The sequence below is a fragment of the Pseudomonas sp. 4CAES_32.4 genome (assembly GCF_058136335.1).
In genome coordinates this window covers 2,108,587-2,127,842 of sequence record NZ_CM176882.1, presented here as the reverse complement: position 1 = coordinate 2,127,842, position 19,256 = coordinate 2,108,587, and the positions used below count along the sequence as shown (strand labels likewise).

Genomic DNA, 19,256 nt, shown 5'->3' with positions numbered 1-19,256 from the left:
TTTTTCCCTCTCAAGAAATCAGTTTTTCCAGATCATCGAGGGATAGACGTTTGAGGGCCTCCAGGGATTTAGCCAATTCATCCTGAACGGGCGACATTTCGACGCGCAAGGCCTCGATTCGCGCACAGAACGCCTTGAGGGTGTCGGTTTCGAACAACTCCTTGAGCGGCACCTTGTCGCCCAGACGCTCCTTGATCCGCGTTACCACCAGCGTCGCCAGCAACGAGTGCCCGCCGAGCTGGAAGAAGTTGTCCGCGAGGCCCACTTGCTCGATCTCCAGCACCTCCTGCCAGATCGTCGCCACCTCCCACTGCAAATCGCTTTGCGGCGCCTGATAGTGTTGCTGCGTCGGGCCGTCGCCCAAGGCCATCAGCGCCTTGCGATCGAGCTTGCCGTTGGGGGTCAGCGGGATGGCGTCGATCAGGTGCAAGTGGCCCGGCACCATGTGCGCCGGCAAGCGACTGGCCAGCGCATTGCGCAAGCGTTCCGCCAACGACGCCGGATCGGTCACCGCCTGCGCTGCCACCACGTAAGCGTGCAGGTGTTTGCCGGCGGCACCGTCCTGAGCGAGCACCACGGCTTCACGGATCTCGTCCCGCTCCAGCAGTCGCGCTTCGATTTCGCTGAGTTCGATACGGAACCCGCGAATCTTCACCTGATGGTCAGCCCGGCCGATGTACTCGATGTTGTCGTCACTGCCCTGGCGCACCAGGTCGCCGGTGCGGTACAGGCGTTCGCCGTTGCTGGCGTACGGGTTCGGCACGAAGCGTTCGGCGGTCAGTGCCGCGCGCATCAGATAACCCCTGGTGACACCGGCACCGCCCAGATACAGCTCGGCGGGCACCCCACTCGGCAGTACTTGCAACTGGCTGTCGAGCAGATAAGCCACGGTGTTCTGCAACGGTCGCCCGATGTTCGCCTGCCCCTGCGGCGTACGCAGAGTGAAGGTTGAATAGGTGGTGTCTTCCGACGGCCCGTAGAGGTCGTAGACCTGCTGCACCGAGGTGCTCGCGTACAACGTGTCGACCAGGCTCTGCTTGAGCGGTTCGCCGGCCAGATTGATGGTCGCCACCGAATGCGGAATCTGCCCAGCACGTTGCAGCGCAGCAATCGCCGACGGCACCGTGTTGATCAGCGTGACCTGTTCGCGGGCCGGCAAATCGGCCAGCGCCAGCGCATTGTCCGCCAGCACCAGGCAACCACCGCAGGCCAGGGTGACGAAGATCTCCCAGACCGACAGGTCGAAGCAGATCGATGTCGACGCCAGCACGCCGCGCAACTGCTCTTCACGATAGACCCCGGCCGACCACTGAATCAGTGCCGACAGGTTGCCATGGGTGATCGCCACGCCTTTCGGTTTGCCGGTCGAGCCCGAGGTGTAGATGACGTACGCCAGATTTTGCGCAGTGACATTCACCACCGGTGCCGTTGTCGGGAACGCGCGCAACGCGCCCTCTTCCACCAACAGCACCTGTGCGTTCAGCGTCTCGGGCAGCAGCGCCAGAGCGGCCGGCTCGGTGATCAGCACGGCGGCGCGGCTGTCGTCGAGCATGTGCAACAAGCGTTCCTGCGGATAGTCCGGGTCCAGCGGCACATACGCGCCACCGGCCTTGAGAATTGCCAACAGCGCCACGAGCATGTCCGGCGTGCGCCGCATGCACACCCCGACCCGCACCTCTGGCCCGACGTCCATTGCTTGCAGCTTGTGCGCCAGACGAGTGGAACGGGCATCGAGGCTTTGATAATCGATCCGTTGCTCGGCGAACAACACCGCGTCTGCTTGCGGCTGACGCTGCACCTGCGCAGCGATGTGCTCCAGCACCGTGCGCGCGTCCGTTGCCGTATCGTCGGCCTTGCCCCACGCGATAGCCTGTTGACGCTGCGGTTCGGCGAGCAATTGCAACGCACCCAGCGGCTGTGAGGCGTCGGCGAGGAACTGCGTCAGCAGGCTTTGCAGTTGCGCGCTCAAACCGCTGATTGCCGTTGCATCGAAACAGGCCCGGTCGTAACTGATCCCCAAGCTCAGCTCGCGCCCGGTGACCGCCACCAGCGTCAGCGGGTAGTTGGTCTGTTCCTGACGACGAATCGCCGAGAACGTCAGTCCCGTGGCCGGGCCCTGTTGCAGCGCTTCGGCCATCGGGTAGTTTTCGAATACCAGAATGCTGTCGAACAACGCCCCGTTGCCCGCACCCGCCCAACGCTGAATGTCGTAGAGCGGCGTGTGTTCGTGCTCGCGCAGGGCCAGATTGACGTCTTGTACCTGTTGCAGCCACTGACTGACAACGATCTCGGCGGACGGCGCCGCGACCACCGGCAAGGTGTTGATGAACAGGCCGATCTGCTGCTCGACGCCCGGCAAGTCGGTCGGACGCCCGGCAACCGTGGCGCCGAAGGCCACGTGGTCCTGACCGGTGTAACGCTGCAACAGCACCAGCCACGCCGCTTGCACCAAGGTATTGAGGGTGACTTTCTGCTCGCGGGCAAAACGGTTCAGATCCGTCGTCAACGTCTCGCTGAATACGTGTTCGTGATCGGCGTAACCGCTGGCCTCTGACTTCACGCCCGACAAGGCACTGGCCAGACGCGTCGGTTCATCAAGATCAGCGAGGGCTGTCGTCCAGAAATCCCGACTGGCCTGCTGATCACGCTGGCCCAGCCATTCGATGTAATCACGATAACGCCCCTGCCCGACCGCCGGGGTCATGCCGGCATAACGTTGCAGCACTTCGCCGAACAACTGCGACGTGCTCCAGCCGTCCATGAGGATGTGGTGGCAGGTGTAGATCAGGTGATGCGTCGCCTCATCCGTGCGCACCAGGCTCACCCGCAACAGCGGCGCGCCGGTCAGGTCGAATCCGCTGGCGAGGTCGTCGCCGGCCAGTTGATCCAGCGCTGTGCCGAGGTCAGCACGACCACGCCAGTCCTGCACGCGCCATGGCATCTGCGCACTCTGACGCACCACTTGCACCGCAGCGGCGGCATCCTGTGGCCAGACGAATGTCGTGCGCAGGATCTCGTGGGCATCAACGGTTTGCTGCCAGGCCTGACGGAAACGCTCGGCGTCGAGATGTTGCACATCGACGCGCAGTTGGTTGGTGTACGCCGGACTGTCCGGATCGTTGACGCTGTGGAACAGAATGCCTTGCTGCATCGGCGACAACGGATAGAGGTCAACGATCTCGCGAGCCGGGATCGGCAGCGCCGAGAGTTGTGCCTGAGTCAGTGTCGCCAGACTGAAGTCCGACGGCGTCACAGCCGCCTCGCCACTGTCGCAGCAATGCTCGATCAAACGCTCAAGCTCGCGACGATAGGCCTCGGCCAGCGCCTCGACAGTTTCTGCGCGATACATGCCGGTGCCGAAGGTCCAGGTCAATTCCAGCTCACCGCCGAAGACCTGACCGTCAACGCTCAACCAGTTACCCAACGGCGCCGCCGCGTCCTGGTTGGCGCCGGTGCTTTCACCACTCGGCACGAACAGCGCGCCGGCGTCAGCGTTGAACGCGCCGTCGAACTGGCCGAGATAGTTGAAGGTCACGCGCGGCTGCGGCAATGCCTGCAACTCGGCGGATCGGCTCAGGTAACGCAGCACACCAAATCCGATGCCTTTGCCCGGCACCGCACGCAGTTGCTCCTTGATTGCGCAGAGGGACGCACCCGGCAGCGCCTCAGGCGTCAGACGCACCGGGAACAGGCTGCTGAACCAGCCCAGGGTGCGGCTCAGATCGATGTCGTCGAACAGGTCCTCACGGCCGTGACCTTCGAGCTGGATCAATACCGAAGGCTGTTCGCTCCAGTCACACAACACCCGCGCCAGAGCCGTCAGCAGCAGGTCGTTGATCTGCGTGCGATACGCCGCCGGCGCCACTTTGAGCAGCTTGTGGGTCAGCGCCTGATTCAAACGCGAACTGGCGCGGGCCGCCTGTTCGCGGGTCTGGGTGTCCTGCGGGAAGTCGCGTGGCAATTGCGCGTCGACCGCCTCCAGGGTTTGCCGCCAGTAGGCGCTTTCAGCGGCCAGCGCTGCGCTTTGCCCGTAACGGTGCAGTTGCTCGGCCCAGCTGTGCAGCGAGCTGCTTTTGCCCGGCAACACCAGCGACGTACCCGCCGCCAGCGCGGTGTAAGCGTGCTGCAGATCTTCGAGCAGAATGCGCCACGACACCCCGTCGACCACCAGGTGATGAATGACCAGCAACAGACGTTGCTCAGCGTTCGGCAGGCTCACCAGCAGCGCCCGCACCAGGCGCCCTTGTTGCAGATCGAGACTGCGCTGGGCTGCATCGGCGAGCGCCGGCAAAGCGTCCAGACTGTCCAGCTCACGCACCCACAACAGCTCTGGATCACGCTGGGTCTGCGGCATTACCTGCCACACGTCGCCGGACGCCTGGAAATTCAGGGCCAGCGCTTCGTGCTGTTCGATCAGCGCCGCCAGTGCTGCCCGCAGATGCGCGGCGTCGAGCGGCGTGGTCGGCTGCAACATCACCGACTGGTTCCAGTGCTGACGCTGGGCAATCGCGGTATCGAAGAACCGTGCCTGAATCGGCAACAATGGCAACGGTCCGCGAGCCCCCGGTACCGCAGCGGCGACGGGTTTGGCTTCGATCAGCTTGGCCACCGCGGCCAGTTGGCCGACGGTCTGTTTTTCGAACAGTTGCTTAGGGCTCAGCTTGATGCCCTGGCGTTTGGCCCGAGCGATGATTTGCAGGCTGAGGATCGAGTCGCCGCCCAGTTCAAAGAAGTTATCGGTGCTGCCCACACGCTCAAGCTTGAGCACGTCGGCCCAGATCGCCGCGAGTTTTTCTTCGACTTCACCCACTGGCGCGACGAAGTGTTGAGTGACCACGCCCGGCACCGGCAAGGCACGCTTGTCGAGTTTGCCATTGGCGGTCAGTGGCAATTGCTCGAGCAGGACAATCTGCGCCGGCACCATGTAGTCCGGCAGGCACGCCTGCAACTGCTCGCGCAACGCCTGCGCTTGCAATGTCCGACCTGCCACTGGCACACACCACGCGACCAGTTGCAGCCGGGTCGGGTCGTCATCCAGCGCCAGCGCCAGCACCGCCGCTTCGCTGACACCCTCAAGGCCCAGCAGCACCCGCGCGACTTCCGCCGGCTCCACGCGATAACCGCGCACCTTGACCTGATCGTCGGCGCGGCCGATGAACTCCACCGTTTGCTGACGATTGCGGCGTACGCGGTCACCGCTGCGATACACCCGCGCACCCGGCGCGCCGAATGGGTCCGGGAGGAAGCGCTCGGCGGTCAGCCCCGGCTGGTTCAGATAGCCCAGCGCCACGCTGTCACCCCCGATGTACAACTCGCCAGCCACCTGATCGGCGACGTTGTTCAGCACATCGTCGAGCACGTAAACGTGAGCGCCGGCCAGCGCGCTACCGACCGGTACGCTGCGCGTGAGCGTCAGATCACCGACTTCATGGGCCAACACGCCCACCGTGGTTTCACTCGGCCCATAGTGGTTGATGAGGCGACAGCCTGGTTTGAGCTGACGCACGCGCTCGACCAGGGCCAGCGAGCACGCCTCACCGCCGACGATCAGCGCGTGTTCTGGCAGCACGTCGGCCGGCCGCGCGGCCTGCAACAGCGCCGCCAGATGGCCCGGGACGATTTTCAGCATGCCCACTTGATGCGCGGCCATGTACTCGGCAAACCGGTCCGGATCGAAGCCCAGCTCTTCCGGCAAGACATGCAGCAGTCTCCCGGAACACAGAGCGCCGAACAGCACGGTAAAACCAAGGTCTGCGGCGATGGTCGAGACCAGCGCCATGCTGGCGTCCGCTGTCGGCGCCAGTCGCTCCAGCACACCGCGCACATAACTGCCCAGCGCGCCGTGGCTGACCAGTACGCCTTTCGGTTGCCCGGTGGAACCGGAGGTGTGAATCACATACGCCGGTGATTGCTCGCACAACGTCACTGCTGGGCAAGTGTCCGGCATTGACTGCCACTGCTGCGGTGCAAACGCGATGCCCTGACAACCGTCGACCGCCAGCCCGGACACACGCGCATCGCCTTCGGCGCACAACAGAACCCGTGCTTTCGCAGCACCGAGCATCTGCTGCAAACGTGCGTCCGGGGCCTTGACGTCCAGCGGCATGTACACCGCGCCAGCCTTGAAGATCGCCAACACCGAAGTCAGCCAGTCCAGCGAACGCTCCATCAGCACCGCCACCGGCTGGCCGGCGCGCACGCCTTGGGCGCGCAAATGTTGAGCCAGACGATTAGCCGCCTGGTCCAGCACCTGATAACTCAAGGCCTGATTCAGGTCGCGCGCGGCCAGTACTTCAGGCTGGCGGGCGACCTCACGATCCCAGTGCTGCAACACCGACAACGCCGGTTCGGCGGGGGCCGGGAGTGGCGCTGGCGAGATCGGTGCAACGCTATGCAGTGGCGCTTGCGGCGCTTTCAACAACGCGCTGAACAGACCGAGCAAGGCCGGTACGAAAGCCTCGACCGTCGCCGCACGATAGAGATCACTGGCATAAGTCATCTGGCCGTGAATCAGCGTGCCGTCATCGGTGATGTCCAGCGCCAGATCGAAGTGGGTCCCGTCCTTGTCCAGCGGATACTCGGCAACGGTCAGCCCAGGCAGGGCCATCGAACGCTGCTTCTGCATGCCGACGTTCTGGTTGAACTTGGCCTGGAACAGCGGGTTGTGGCCCAGGGTCCGTTCGGCCACCAACTCGTCCACCAGTTGCTCGAACGGCAGCTCTTGATGCGCCTGCGCACCGAACGAGGCTTCACGCACCCGCGCCAGCAGATCCTCGAAACTGCCGCGCTCATCTACCTCGCACCGCAGCACTTGGGTGTTGACGAAAAAGCCGATCAGCCCTTCGACTTCAGCACGGCCACGGTTGGCATTCGGCACGCCAACACGAATATCGCGCTGTCCGGCCTGCCGCGACAGGAACAGCGAGAATCCGGCCAGCACCAGCATGAACAGACTGATGCCCTGGCTACGGGCAAAGGCGTTCAGTTGCAGGGACAGCGGCGCACCGAAGTCAAAACTCAGGGTCTGGCCTTCGAAGCTTTGCGTCAGCGGTCGGGCAAAGTCCGGCGCCACTTCCAGCAGCGGATGCTCTTCACCCAGTTGCTGGCGCCAGTAATCGAGTTGCCGCTCGCCCTCGCCTGCCTCCAGCCAGCGGCGCTGCCAGATCGCGTAGTCGGCGTATTGCAGCGTCAGCGCTGGCAATTGCGGTTCGCGTTCGAGGCTGAACGCCTGATAACACTGGACGAACTCCTTGACCATCACGTCCATCGACCAGCCGTCAGAGACGATGTGGTGCATGCTCACCACCAATACAAACTCTTCGTCGGCCAATGCAAACAGACTGGCGCGCAGCAGCGGCCCGTGGCGCAAATCGAATGGCCGTGCGGTAACGGTCTGCACCTGTTGCGCCAATACCTGCTCGCGCTCTGACGGTGGCAGGCCGGTCAGGTCAATGCGTTCCACAGCCAGTGGTTGCTGCTCAAGGATTACTTGATACGGCTGATCACCGTCAGTCTGGAACACCGTGCGCAGGACCTCATGGCGCGCCACCAGATGATCGAAGGAGCGCTGCAGCGAGGCTTCGTCCAGACGCCCGTTCAGGCGCAGGCCGGCGGCCATGTTGTAGGCGGCGCTTTGCGGTTCGAGTTGCCAGAGAAACAGCAGGCGCTGCTGAGCGAACGACAACGGAATCGGCGCGATATCGTGACGACTGACCGGCAGCGGCAACAGGCTGAAGTCCTTGCCGTCTTCGCGCAGCTTGGCCAGAAACAGCCGACGCTGCTCCAGCGGCAAACCGACGAACCTTTTCGCGATGCGCTCCGCCATGGTGCCGCTCATACTTCTTCTCCTTCCAAAGCATTCATGAACTGATCCATGTCGGACCAGTCGTCGTTCGTTGCACCGTCAGCCAGTTGCGCCAGCACGGCGGCCAGATCAGCCAGCAGCGGTTTCTCGAACAGGCTGCGCAGCGGCAGCACCACGCCTTGCTGACTTTTCACCCGGGCGATCACTTGCGCGGCCAACAGCGAGTGGCCGCCCAATTCAAAAAAGTGATCGTCCAGACCGACCTGCGAAACCTGCAGGACATCCGCCCAGATCTGCGCCAGACACCGCTCGGCGTCCGATTGCGGGGCGCGATAATCGCCCTGCAACTGCGCCGGATCCGGCGCTGGCAAGGCCTTGCGATCGAGCTTGCCGCTCGGTGTCAGCGGCAGGTTCGCCAGCAACAGCAGATGGCCCGGCACCATGTAGTCCGGCAGATTGGCTTGCAGCGCCGCGCGGATTTGCTGACGGAACGCCGCTTGCGTCGCCGCGCTTTGGAGCACGGCCGGATCGGTGACCACGTAGGCTACCAGTTGCAAGCCACCGCTCAGGGGTACCGCCAGCACCACCGCCTCGCGGATGCCGGGACATTGCTGCAGGCGCGATTCGATTTCGCCCAGCTCGATGCGGAAACCGCGAATCTTCACTTGATGATCGACCCGGCCGATGTACTCCACGGCTCCGTCAGGTCGCAGTCGCGCGCGGTCGCCGGTGCGATACAGGCGCTGGCCGTCGGCGAACGGGTCAGCGATAAAGCGCTCGGCGCTGAGGATCGGCTGACGGTGATATCCACGCGCCAGGCCCGGCCCGCCGATGTACAACTCGCCCACCGCGCCTTGCGGCAGCAGATTCAAATCATCGTCCAGCACGTACAGGCGACGTGCGTCGAGACCGTGGCCGATCGGGATGCCGCGCCACGACACGGCGTCCGCCGTCAGCGCCGTGCAGTCGTGAATGGTCGACACCACCGTGGCTTCGGTCGGCCCATAGGTATTTAGCAGTCGCACATGGCCCAGACCGGCCTGTTGCCACAGACGCAAACCGTCCACCGCCATCGCTTCGCCGCCGACGTGAATCTGCCGCAGCGCACCGAAACCGCTCGGTGGGTTGGCGGCATATTCCTGCACCAGCCAATACCAATAAGCGGCAGGCAAGTCGGCGAGGGTGATGCCGTGATCGACAATCACTTGATACAACGCCGCGCTGTCCCACAACCGCGCATCGCGCAGGACGACTGCGGCGCCATGGCACAGCGGCGGGAAAAACTGCTCGACGAAGCCGTCGAAGCTGCTGGTGGCGAATTGCAAAACGCGGTCGCCTTCGCGCAGGTCGCTGTAATCGATGGCGCGGGCGATGAACTCGCTCAACGCGCCGTGACTGACCGCGACGCCTTTCGGGCGGCCGGTCGAGCCTGAGGTGTAGATCACGTAGGCGAGGTTTTGCGCTTCGACCGTTACCGACAGATTGTCGGCGCGATCACTCTCGGCCAGTTGCTCCAGGCACAGGCAATCAACGCCACCCAGTTCTGGCAGGCTGGCGAGGCTTTCGCGATCAGTCAGTAACAGTTTCAGGTCGCTGTCATCGAGCACGTGGCGCAAACGTTCGGCCGGTGTTTGCGGATCCAGCGGCACGTAAGCGCCACCGGCCTTGAGCACCGCCAGCAATGCCACTGCCAGTTCCAGCGAGCGCCCCAGCGCCACACCTACCAGCACATCAGGGCCGACACCGCGAGCGCGCAACTGATGGGCCAGGCGATTGCTGCGGGTGTTCAACTCGGCGTAGGTGAATGACGGCGACGGCTCGGTCGCCAGAATCACCGCTGCTGCCTGCGGCGTGCGCGCCACCCGCGCTTCGAACAGGGTCTGCACACTGGCGAAAACCGGTTCTGCCTCGGTGACTTGAATGAGTTGTGCGCGTTCGGTCTCGGCCAGCAGCTCGACTTCACCGACGACTTGCTGCGGATCACGGCACACGGACGCGAGGATGTTGCGCCAATGCCCGGCCATCGCGGCGATGGTCGCTGCATCAAAAATATCGGTGGCGTAGGTGAACGCCGCGAACAACTGCTCGCCCTCCTCGCGGGTGTCGAGCATCAGGTCGCTGGTGGCGGCATGCTGGCGACCGCTGCCGGACAATTGCTCTTGCGTCAAATAACCCACCTGCAAACCCGACGCCAGCTGCACCTGCTGCAAATCGGTCACCAGCGGCTGGTGGTTGAACATCACCTGGAACAAGGGGTTGTGGCTTTGGCTGCGCGCCGGCTGCAGGGCCTCAATCAAGGCGTCGAACGGCAGATCCTGATGAACCTGCGCGCCGAGTGCAGCCTCGCGCAAACGTTGCAACAAATCGGCAAAGCGTGTTTGCGCGGTGACTTCGCTGCGCAGGATCTGCGTATTGACGAAGAAGCCGATCAGCCCCTCCGTTTCGCTGCGGGTGCGGTTGGCGATCAGCCCGCCAACGCGAATGTCAGTCTGGCCGCTGTAGCGGTGCAACAACGTTTTGAACGCGGCCAGCAACACCACAAACAGTGTCACGCCCTGACGTTGCGCAAGATTTTTAAGGTCCTGGCGCAGCGCTGCGTCGATCACCGTTTCCAGACGGGCGCCCTGATGACTGGATTGCGCCGGATAGGCACGATCGGTCGGCAGCTCAAGCACCGGATGCTCGTCGCCCAATTGCGTACGCCAGTAATCCAGCTGACGTTCGCGCTCACCGGCCTCCAGCCAACTGCGTTGCCACAGCGCGTAATCGCGGTAGTGCACGGTGAGTGCCGGCAACGACGGCTCGCGCCCCGCCACCAGTGCGTCGTAGGTGCGCATGAACTCATCGATGAGAATGTTCATCGACCAACCATCGGCGATGATGTGATGCAGAGTGAGCAGCAACACGTGCTCCTGCTCGGCCAGACGCAACAGGCGCAGGCTGAACAGCGGGCCGTTCTCGAGATCGAAGGCCTGACCGGCCTCAGCCATCATGTGCTGTTGCGCCAGCGGCCAGCGTTGGGCTTCGGGCACTGCACTGAGATCGGTGATCGCCAGTTTCAATGGCTGAGGTTCAGCGACACGCTGAAACGCGCGCTCACCTTCCTGACCAAAGGTCGTGCGCAAGCACTCGTGCCGCGCGGCCAACTGACTGAACGCCTGCTCCAGCGCCTGCGCTTGCAAGTCTCCCGAAAGACGTACCGCCATCGGCAAGTTGTAAGCAGCGCTGTGCGGGTCCAGTTGCCACAGAAACCACATCCGCTGCTGGGCATACGAAAGCCCGTCTCGCTCGGCGACACCGACACAGGCAGTCATGGGAAGCTGCGCAAAATCGATGCCCTCACGGGCCATGCCGGCGAGGAACAAACGGCGTTTGTCCTGTGGCAGTTCGATAAAGCGACGGGCTAGTTTCTGGGCGTCTGCGGCATTCATGCATGGGGTCCTTGCTGATCAGCGGCGTGACCAGGAGACCCGGTCGTATCAACAAGAACGAATGACAAACGCAATGATTTAGCGCACTGGCGCAACAGCGGCTCGACGGTCACGCCAGCAGGCGCACAAATGCCGAAGCCGGCACAAGACCGGCTTCGGCAGTTTTACCATTGCGCGAGGGGATCGCTCAGAGCGGACCCTGTGAATGCCCTTCAGCCATGGCGACAATCACTTTACGCGGACCTTCGAACGGCGAACGCGCATGCGCCGAGAGCATGTTGTCGAGCATCAGCACATCGCCCTCCTGCCAGGGGAAGCTGATCGCGCACTCATCGAGCACCGCGCGAATTTGCGCCAGCACCTCGTCCTCAATCGCCGAGCCATCGCCGTAATAGACGTTACGCGGCAAATCTTCTTCGTCGACGATATCGAGCAGGCTTTCACGCACTTCCGCTTGCAGGTTGGAAATGTGGAACAGGTGCGCCTGATTGAACCAGACGTTGTCACCGGTCACCGGATGGACCGCCACCGCCTGACAGGTCTGACGGGTGCGCAACTCACCGTCGTCCTTCCATTCGCAGACAATGCCGTGGGCCTTGCAGTAGGCCTCGACGACTTCGCGGTCTTCAGTGTTGAATACGTCTTCCCAAGCCACATCCAGACCATTGCCGAAGTTGCGCACATACATCAGCCCTTTGCTGACAAAGCGCTCGCGAATCGCCGCCGGAATACGCCGATAGACTTCACGACTGTCGGCAATCGGCGTCTCGCCACCGGACTTCGCGGCGATCATGCTGTAGAACCAGATTTTCATCGGCCAGTCGCGGGAGTAGGCCTGCTCGTTGTGCAGCGGAATGCTCTGGTGCGCCGGGTATTCGGTGGAGGTGTACACGCCTTGCGTCACGTTGGTGCGCGGCGTCGAGCCGAACTCATAGTTCAACAGCGGGTGGCCAAAACTGGCCGCGAACTGACGGAACTGTTCGGCACCGTTCAGACGGAAGCCACGGAACAGCACCCCGCCGTCGCGCAGTAAGTGTTCGTCCACCAGCGCTTTCAATTCATCGAACACCGCCAGCAAGTCGGTATCCGCATCAGACGCTTCTACCAACAACGGCAAGCGCCCCCGTTGCGGCAGCAGTGGCCGAACGGAAAATTCCACAGCAACAGCCATGACTGGCCTCCTGTAATCACTCGATAGGTGAACCGCGCTAAAAGGCCGGCGCCGCTGCCTGCGCATGACGGCGGTGATGGACTTCCAGATGGGTCTTGATCGTGCGAATGACCCGGGCCTCGTGTTCATGGATGAAGAAATGCCCACCGGTCATCATGTCCACGGAAAAACTGCCCAGGGTTTCCTTGCTCCAGCCGATCAGTTGCTCGGTGGTCGCGCGGTCTTCCTTGCCGCCCAGCACATGCACCGGGCAATTGAGCAAAGGCCGTTGCGCCGGCGTGAAACGCCCGCACATCATGAAGTCGGCGCGCAGCACCGGCAGGGTCAGGCTCATCAGCTCTTTGTTGGCCAGCACTTCTTCGCTGGTGCCCTGAAAAGTGCGCAATTGATCGATCAATTCCTCATCGCTGCGCGCGTCGGCAAAGCCGCGATCGTAGTCACTGCGCATCGTCGGCGCGGCCGTGCCTGAGGCGAACAATGCCACCGGCTCCGGCGCACCGAGTTCACGAAAGGCATGTGCCAGCTCGCACGCCAGCAGCGCACCGAGGCTGTGCCCGAACAGCGCATATGGCGCCTGCAAGCCGGGCTTGTGCTCGCGGGCCAACTGCCGGGCCAGCGCACGCATGTCGATTTGCAGGGGTTCGTCGAAACGGGCACCGCGCCCGGGCAGCTCCACCGGTTGCAGGTGCAGCCACGACGGCAGTTGGCGCCGCCAGCGGCTATAGACCATGGCGCTGGCGCCCGAATAGGGCAGGCACAGCAGTGTCAGCTTTGTCACCGCGTTTACCTCAATAGGGTTATCTGTAAAAGAGAACGGATGAGGTGACGCACGAATTAGTCGGATGGCCGATCACTTCAGGTGACGGAAACTCTGCACGGCCGACGCGAGGACAACCGCCCCGGCAGCTATCGCCAGCCAAAAGCCGCTGCGTGCGCCGAAGGCATCCACCAGCCAGCCGGAACCGGCAGCACCAATCGCCACGCCAATACTTAATCCCGTCACCAGCCAAGTCAGGCCTTCAGTCAACTTGGCCGGCGGCACGATACGCTCGATCAGCGCCATCGCCACGATCAACGTTGGCGCGAAGAACAGACCGGCGATAAACACCGCCATCGACAATCCCAAGATATTGCTCGCCAGCAACAGCGGCAACGTCGTCACCGCCGTCGCCACCCCGCCGTACAGGAACAACTGCGGCAATGGCAGTTTCGAACGCATCGCCCCGAAAGCGATGCCCGCCAGACACGAACCGATGGCATAGACCGACAGCACGATACTGGCGGCCGCCGGCTGACCCTGTTGTTGGGCAAACGCGACGCTGACTACATCGATCACACCGACAATAATGCCCATGGCAATCATCAGCGCCAGCAGTAGCTGAACGTCCGTCGAACCAATGATCGAGCCCTGATCTTCGGACGAGTGCGGATGCACCGCCGGTTCGGTGCTGCGTTGCGCCACAAACGCCGTCACGCCAACCGCCAGCGCCAACAACGCCGCCAGCGGTCCCGCCTCGGGAAACACCGCCACGCACAACCCCACCGACAAGGGCGGGCCGACGATAAAGCACACTTCATCCAGCACTGACTCCAGCGCATAGGCCGTCTGCAATTGCGGCTGGCCGCGATAGATCTCGGTCCAGCGGGCACGCACCATCGCCGACATGCTCGGCATGCACCCGGCCAGCGCGGCGAAGATAAACAGTGTCCAGTTCGGCGCCTGCAACCGCGTGCACAGCAGCAACATCAATAGCGACCCGCCGCCGATCAGCGCCGACACCGGGAGAATTTTTCCCTGCCCAAAGCGATCGACCAATCGCGACACCTGCGGCGCACAAAACGCCGTCGCCAGCGCGAACGTCGCCGCCACAGCTCCCGCCAGCGCGTAGCCCCCCTTTAACTGCGAAAGCATGGTGATCACGCCGATCCCGGTCATCGAAATCGGCATGCGCGCGATCATCCCGGCCAGGACAAAATTGCGCGCGCCGGGGGCTGTGAATAATTCGCGGTAGGGGTTTGCCATGGGTGCTGCCTCATCAAGGGCCGCCAAGTTGCCACAAGGCTCGCAGGGCGCAAAGCGCACAATTGTTGGTGGAATGTGAAGGTGCGCGACTACCAGCCTGCGGTTCGACGCATGCGCTGACGACCGATGCCTGATACAGCCGAAATTGCCGCCAACCTCTCGAATCACAATGACCATTTGTCGAAAACCAGCCACACCTGTCAGATCTGACAGGTGCCTTTTTTCGCCACACAAGTTTTCATTGATCCGTCGCTCAACTGCGCAGCGCTCCTGACGAACAGGCAACGTGCATGGGCACTATCTGGCAGCGAACATACTCGGGAGCCCTGCTATGGAAGAACAGCTCATTCTCGTCTCACCCAAGGATCGCCAGACCGGCGTGGCCGCAAAGATGCAAGTGCATCACCAGGGCCTGCGCCATCGGGCGTTTTCCATTCTGCTGTTCGATCCGCAGGGCCGGCTACTGATGCAGCAACGCGCGTTGGGCAAATATCATTCCGGCGGGCTATGGACCAACACCTGCTGCGGGCATCCTCGCGCGGGCGAACGGACGGCAGTCGCTGCCAACCGTCGATTGCAGGAAGAAATGGGCATGTCCTGCAAGCTGCACAAAGTCGCCTCGATGCTCTACCACGAGCAAGTGTCCGATCAACTGATCGAGCATGAATTCGATCATGTGTTTGCCGGTATCAGTCAGACCGATCCGGTGGCCAATCCTGATGAAGCCGAAAGCTGGGAGTGGCTGACGCTGGAGGAGATCGCCGAACGGATCGAACACCTGCCCGACATGTTCACGATCTGGTTTCGCCGGATGTTTGAGCAGTTCGCAATAGTGGGTGTCCGGCAGTGGTTCGAGTCCGTCCGCGAAGCGTCAGCGGCACGATCAACGCCAAGCCCTTCTGGTGCAAAGACCGGATCACCCTGGGCCGTCCCGCCGCTGTACTGCCCGGCGCCTTTTCGGGTCGACGGGGCGCTGGCCGGGGCAGTGGATGATCTGCTTATGCCATGGATCGAGAAGGTCGGGATATTTCCGGGCCAACTCGACAAAGTCCGCGCCATGGGCTTCGGTCGCTTCGCCATGCTTTGCCATTCGGACACGGATGATCCTCTACGCTTGCTGCTTCAGGCCCAATGCATGGGCGCTCTGTTTGCCCTCGACGATTACTATTGCGACGACGAAAGAACCGGTTCCGATCCCCGGGTGATCGGCCGTCGGTTGACGGTGGCTCTCGCGGCGCTGGAGCCGGTGCACCTGACCAGCCCCTTCCAACCCCTGCTTGACCGTGTCCTCGATAGTGACCCGGTATTGGTCGGACTCAGTCACTACATGCGGAGGGTCACGGAACTCGCCACACCAGCGCAAACCGCACGGGTACGCCATGAAATCTGCGCGATGTTTGTCAGCATGACGGCAGAAGCAAATTGGCGCGTCGAGCATCTGATGCCGCCCGTCTGGGAGTATTTGGCGCACCGCCAAGCCAACAGTTTCTTGCCATGCCTGTCGTTGATCGACATCGTTGGAGGCTATGAGCTGCCCGCCAATGTTTACAGCGCACCCGAAGTGCGGCGAATCACGACGCTGGCCGCCAGCGCCACGATTATTGCCAATGACTTGTTTTCGGCCCGCAAGGAACAACAGGCCGGGATTGGTGATTTCAATTTACCGTTGCTGCTGGCGCGCGAGCAGCAATGTTCACCGCAACAGGCAATGGCGCAAAGCGCTGCCATCCACGACGAAATCATGCATCTGTATGAAGCCGCAGAGCTGGCCGTCTTGCCGGGCGCATCGCCGCGGCTTAAACGCTATTTGCGAGGAATCAAGAGCTGGCTGGCCGGCAATGTCGAATGGCATCGCACCAGTGGCCGCTATCAGGTCTGAAACTGTCGATCTTTTCATGATCGCAGATGAACTCTCGCCGCCGCCCGTCAGTCAGCTGAATACGCTCTCCGACCCAAGGCGCGATTTGACATGCAGATCTCCCTCACCGGACAAGTAGCCCTGATCACCGGCGCCAGCTCCGGCATCGGCCACGCGGCCGCCAAAGCCCTCGCCGCTGCCGGTGCGGCGGTGGTCGTCAACTACAACCGTCAGGCCGAACCTGCCGAAGCACTGGCCCGACAGATCATTGCCGACGGTGGCCAAGCGCTGGCCATCGGTGCCGATGTGTCGAAGGAAGACGACGTTGAACGACTGTTCGCCGAAACCCTCGACGCCTTCGGTTCGCTGGATATTCTGGTGGCCAACTCGGGCATGCAAAAAGACGCCGCCGCTGTGGACATGACTCTGGACGACTGGAACGCAGTAATCGGTGTCAACCTCACCGGCCAGTTCCTCTGCGCCCGTGCCGCCCTGCGCATCTTCAATCGCCAAGGCGTTCGCGAAGGCGTGTCCCGTGCGGCGGGCAAGATCATTCACATGAGTTCGGTGCACCAGCGCATTCCCTGGGCCGGGCATGTCAATTACGCAGCGTCCAAGGGCGGTGTCGACCAGTTGATGCAGACCCTCGCGCAGGAAGTCAGCCATCAACGCATTCGCATTAACGGCATTGCGCCGGGGGCGATTCGCACGCCGATCAATACCGCGGCGACCACCGGCGATGCAGAACAGGCCCTGCTCAAACTGATTCCCTATGGCCGCATCGGCGATGTCGAAGACGTCGCCAATGCAGTGGTTTTCCTTGCTTCCGACGCCTCCGACTACATCGTCGGCACCACCCTGTTCATCGACGGCGGCATGAGCCTCTATCCGGAGTTTCGCGGCAATGGCTGAGCATCACCTGGAACGACAAAGCCCGATCGATGCCCACGGCATCATCGGCGACATGCGCAGTGCGGCATTGATCAACGATCACGGCAGCGTCGATTTTTTCTGCTGGCCGGAATTCGACAGTCCGTCGATTTTCTGTTCGCTGCTGGACACACCCGAAGCGGGGATTTTCCAGTTGGCGCCGGACTTGCCCGATGCCCGCCGCGAGCAAATCTATCTGCCCGACACCAATGTCCTGCAAACCCGTTGGCTGAGCGAACGCGCGGTGGTCGAAATCACTGATCTGCTGCCCGTGGCCGATAACGAAGACGACTTGCCGCTACTGATGCGCCGGGTTCGCGTGGTCAGTGGCGAGGCAACCTTCCATGTCCGTTGCGCCGTGCGCCATGACTACGCCCGCGCCGACACCCGCGCGCGGATGGACCGGCAAGCGGTGATTTTCAGTGCCGATGGCCAGCCTTCGATGCGTCTGAGCTCGGATCAGGCTTTGAACATTGAAGCCGAGGCGGCGGTGGCTTCGTTTACCTTGAAACAGGATCAGACCGCCGCGTTCATGCTCGGCGGCGAAGACGATCCACGCTTCGAGGAAGGCGCCGCGCAGCTGTGCATGGAACGCACATTGAAGTTCTGGCGCGACTGGGTCGGCCAGTCGATCTATCGCGGACGCTGGCGCGAAATGGTCAACCGCTCGGCCCTTGCGTTGAAACTGCTGACGTCGCGCAAACACGGCGCCATTCTCGCTGCCGCCACCTTCGGCCTGCCGGAAACGCCTGGCGGCGGACGCAATTGGGACTATCGCTATACATGGATCCGCGATGCCTCATTCACCGTGTATGCCTTCATGCGCCTGGGCTTTGTCGGCGAAGCCAACGCCTACATGGGCTGGCTGCGCGGACGGGTCAGCGATTGCTGCGGCAAGCCGATGAAGCTGAACATTCTGTACGCCATCGACGGACAGCAGGAATTGCCGGAAACCGAGTTGACCCACCTGTCCGGTCACGGTGGTGCGCAACCGGTGCGCATCGGCAACGGCGCTTACGATCAAGTCCAGCTCGACATCTTCGGCGAGCTGATGGACGCGGTGTATCTGGTCAACAAATACGGCGACGCGATTTCCCACGAAGGCTGGAAACACGTGCGCGAAGTCGTCGACCAAGTCTGTGAGACGTGGCAGACCAAGGACGTAGGCATTTGGGAAATGCGCGGTGAGCAGCATCATTTTCTGCATTCACGGCTGATGTGCTGGGTGGCGCTGGACCGGGCCATTCGTTTGGCCTCCAAGCGTTCGCTGCCCGCCCCGTTCGCGCAATGGGACCAGACCCGGCAGGCGATCTACGCCGACATCTGGGACAACTTCTGGGATGAAGAGCGCGGGCATTTCGTCCAGTACAAGGGTGGCACGGCGCTCGATGGCTCGATGCTGCTGATGCCGCTGGTGCGCTTCGTCAGCGCCAAGGACTCACGTTGGCTGTCGACGCTTAAAGCGATTGAAAAACATCTGGTGCGCGATGGCATGGTTTATCGCTATCGCAATGATGATGCCAATATCGACGGCCTCGCCGGCACCGAAGGCGCGTTTGCCGCGTGCTCGTTCTGGTACGTCGAATGCCTGGCCCGCGCCGGCCAAGTGGAAAAAGCGCACTTGGAATTCGAGCAATTGCTGCGCTACGCCAATCCGCTGGGCCTCTACGCCGAGGAGTTCGACAGCCATGGCCGGCACTTGGGCAATACGCCGCAAGCACTGACGCATCTGGCGTTGATCAGCGCGGCGAGCTTTCTGGATCGGCGCTTGAGTGGGGAAAAGAGTGAGTGGCAGCCGTAATTGTCATCAAAAGTTGTGGGAAATTTCCGTAGTTGCCGCGCATAACCAGACTCTCGCCTACGCCTGATGGCGCGAAGGCCCCGTCTGCGCGGCAATGGCTTACAAACGCTCAACATTTGTGCAGCAAGTCTCCCCCTGCAACTTGCACTTACACCCTGAAATACCTTGTTGCCAGCAGTTACAACCACCCCTACCATCCTCGCCAACGGGCACAGCGGAGCTGTCCAACAAAACCCGA

The 19,256-nt window shown here is 62.4% G+C and carries 8 protein-coding genes; 3 read left to right on the top strand and 5 right to left on the bottom strand.

Annotated elements, in window-relative coordinates:
- Positions 1-10: 10 nt before the first annotated feature.
- The 5 genes from AC3Y64_RS09685 to AC3Y64_RS09665 all read right to left on the bottom strand — a co-directional run bounded on the left by AC3Y64_RS09685 (position 11) and on the right by AC3Y64_RS09665 (position 14,429).
- Positions 11-7,837 (bottom strand): amino acid adenylation domain-containing protein, encoded by a 7,827-nt coding sequence (locus AC3Y64_RS09685; protein WP_489987248.1) that lies wholly within the window; start codon positions 7,835-7,837, stop codon positions 11-13.
- Complete coding sequence (locus tag AC3Y64_RS09680) at positions 7,834-11,235, bottom strand: amino acid adenylation domain-containing protein (RefSeq protein WP_489987247.1); 3,402 nt, start codon at positions 11,233-11,235, stop codon at positions 7,834-7,836. Before AC3Y64_RS09680 ends, AC3Y64_RS09685 begins: the two co-directional genes overlap by 4 nt.
- 187 nt (positions 11,236-11,422) lie before the next feature.
- Positions 11,423-12,406 (bottom strand): TauD/TfdA family dioxygenase, encoded by a 984-nt coding sequence (locus tag AC3Y64_RS09675; protein WP_489987246.1) that lies wholly within the window; start codon positions 12,404-12,406, stop codon positions 11,423-11,425.
- 37 nt (positions 12,407-12,443) lie between these two features.
- The gene (locus tag AC3Y64_RS09670; protein ID WP_489987245.1) at positions 12,444-13,184 is read right to left on the bottom strand and encodes a thioesterase II family protein; all 741 of its coding nucleotides are present in this window, start codon (positions 13,182-13,184) and stop codon (positions 12,444-12,446) included.
- A 72-nt stretch (positions 13,185-13,256) separates the two neighbouring features.
- A complete protein-coding gene (locus tag AC3Y64_RS09665) occupies positions 13,257-14,429 on the bottom strand; it encodes an MFS transporter (protein ID WP_489987244.1) in 1,173 nt (390 codons plus the stop codon).
- 331 nt (positions 14,430-14,760) lie between these two features.
- Between AC3Y64_RS09665 and AC3Y64_RS09660 the strand changes: the two genes are divergently transcribed.
- From AC3Y64_RS09660 to AC3Y64_RS09650, 3 genes are all read left to right on the top strand, one after another.
- A complete protein-coding gene (locus AC3Y64_RS09660; protein ID WP_489987243.1) occupies positions 14,761-16,308 on the top strand; it encodes a family 2 encapsulin nanocompartment cargo protein terpene cyclase in 1,548 nt (515 codons plus the stop codon).
- Positions 16,309-16,398: 90 nt separating this feature from the next.
- On the top strand, positions 16,399-17,199 hold the full coding sequence (locus tag AC3Y64_RS09655; RefSeq protein WP_489987242.1) for a glucose 1-dehydrogenase: 801 nt from the start codon (positions 16,399-16,401) through the stop codon (positions 17,197-17,199).
- Complete coding sequence (locus AC3Y64_RS09650; protein WP_489987241.1) at positions 17,192-19,018, top strand: glycoside hydrolase family 15 protein; 1,827 nt, start codon at positions 17,192-17,194, stop codon at positions 19,016-19,018. Before AC3Y64_RS09655 ends, AC3Y64_RS09650 begins: the two co-directional genes overlap by 8 nt.
- Positions 19,019-19,256: the final 238 nt, after the last annotated feature.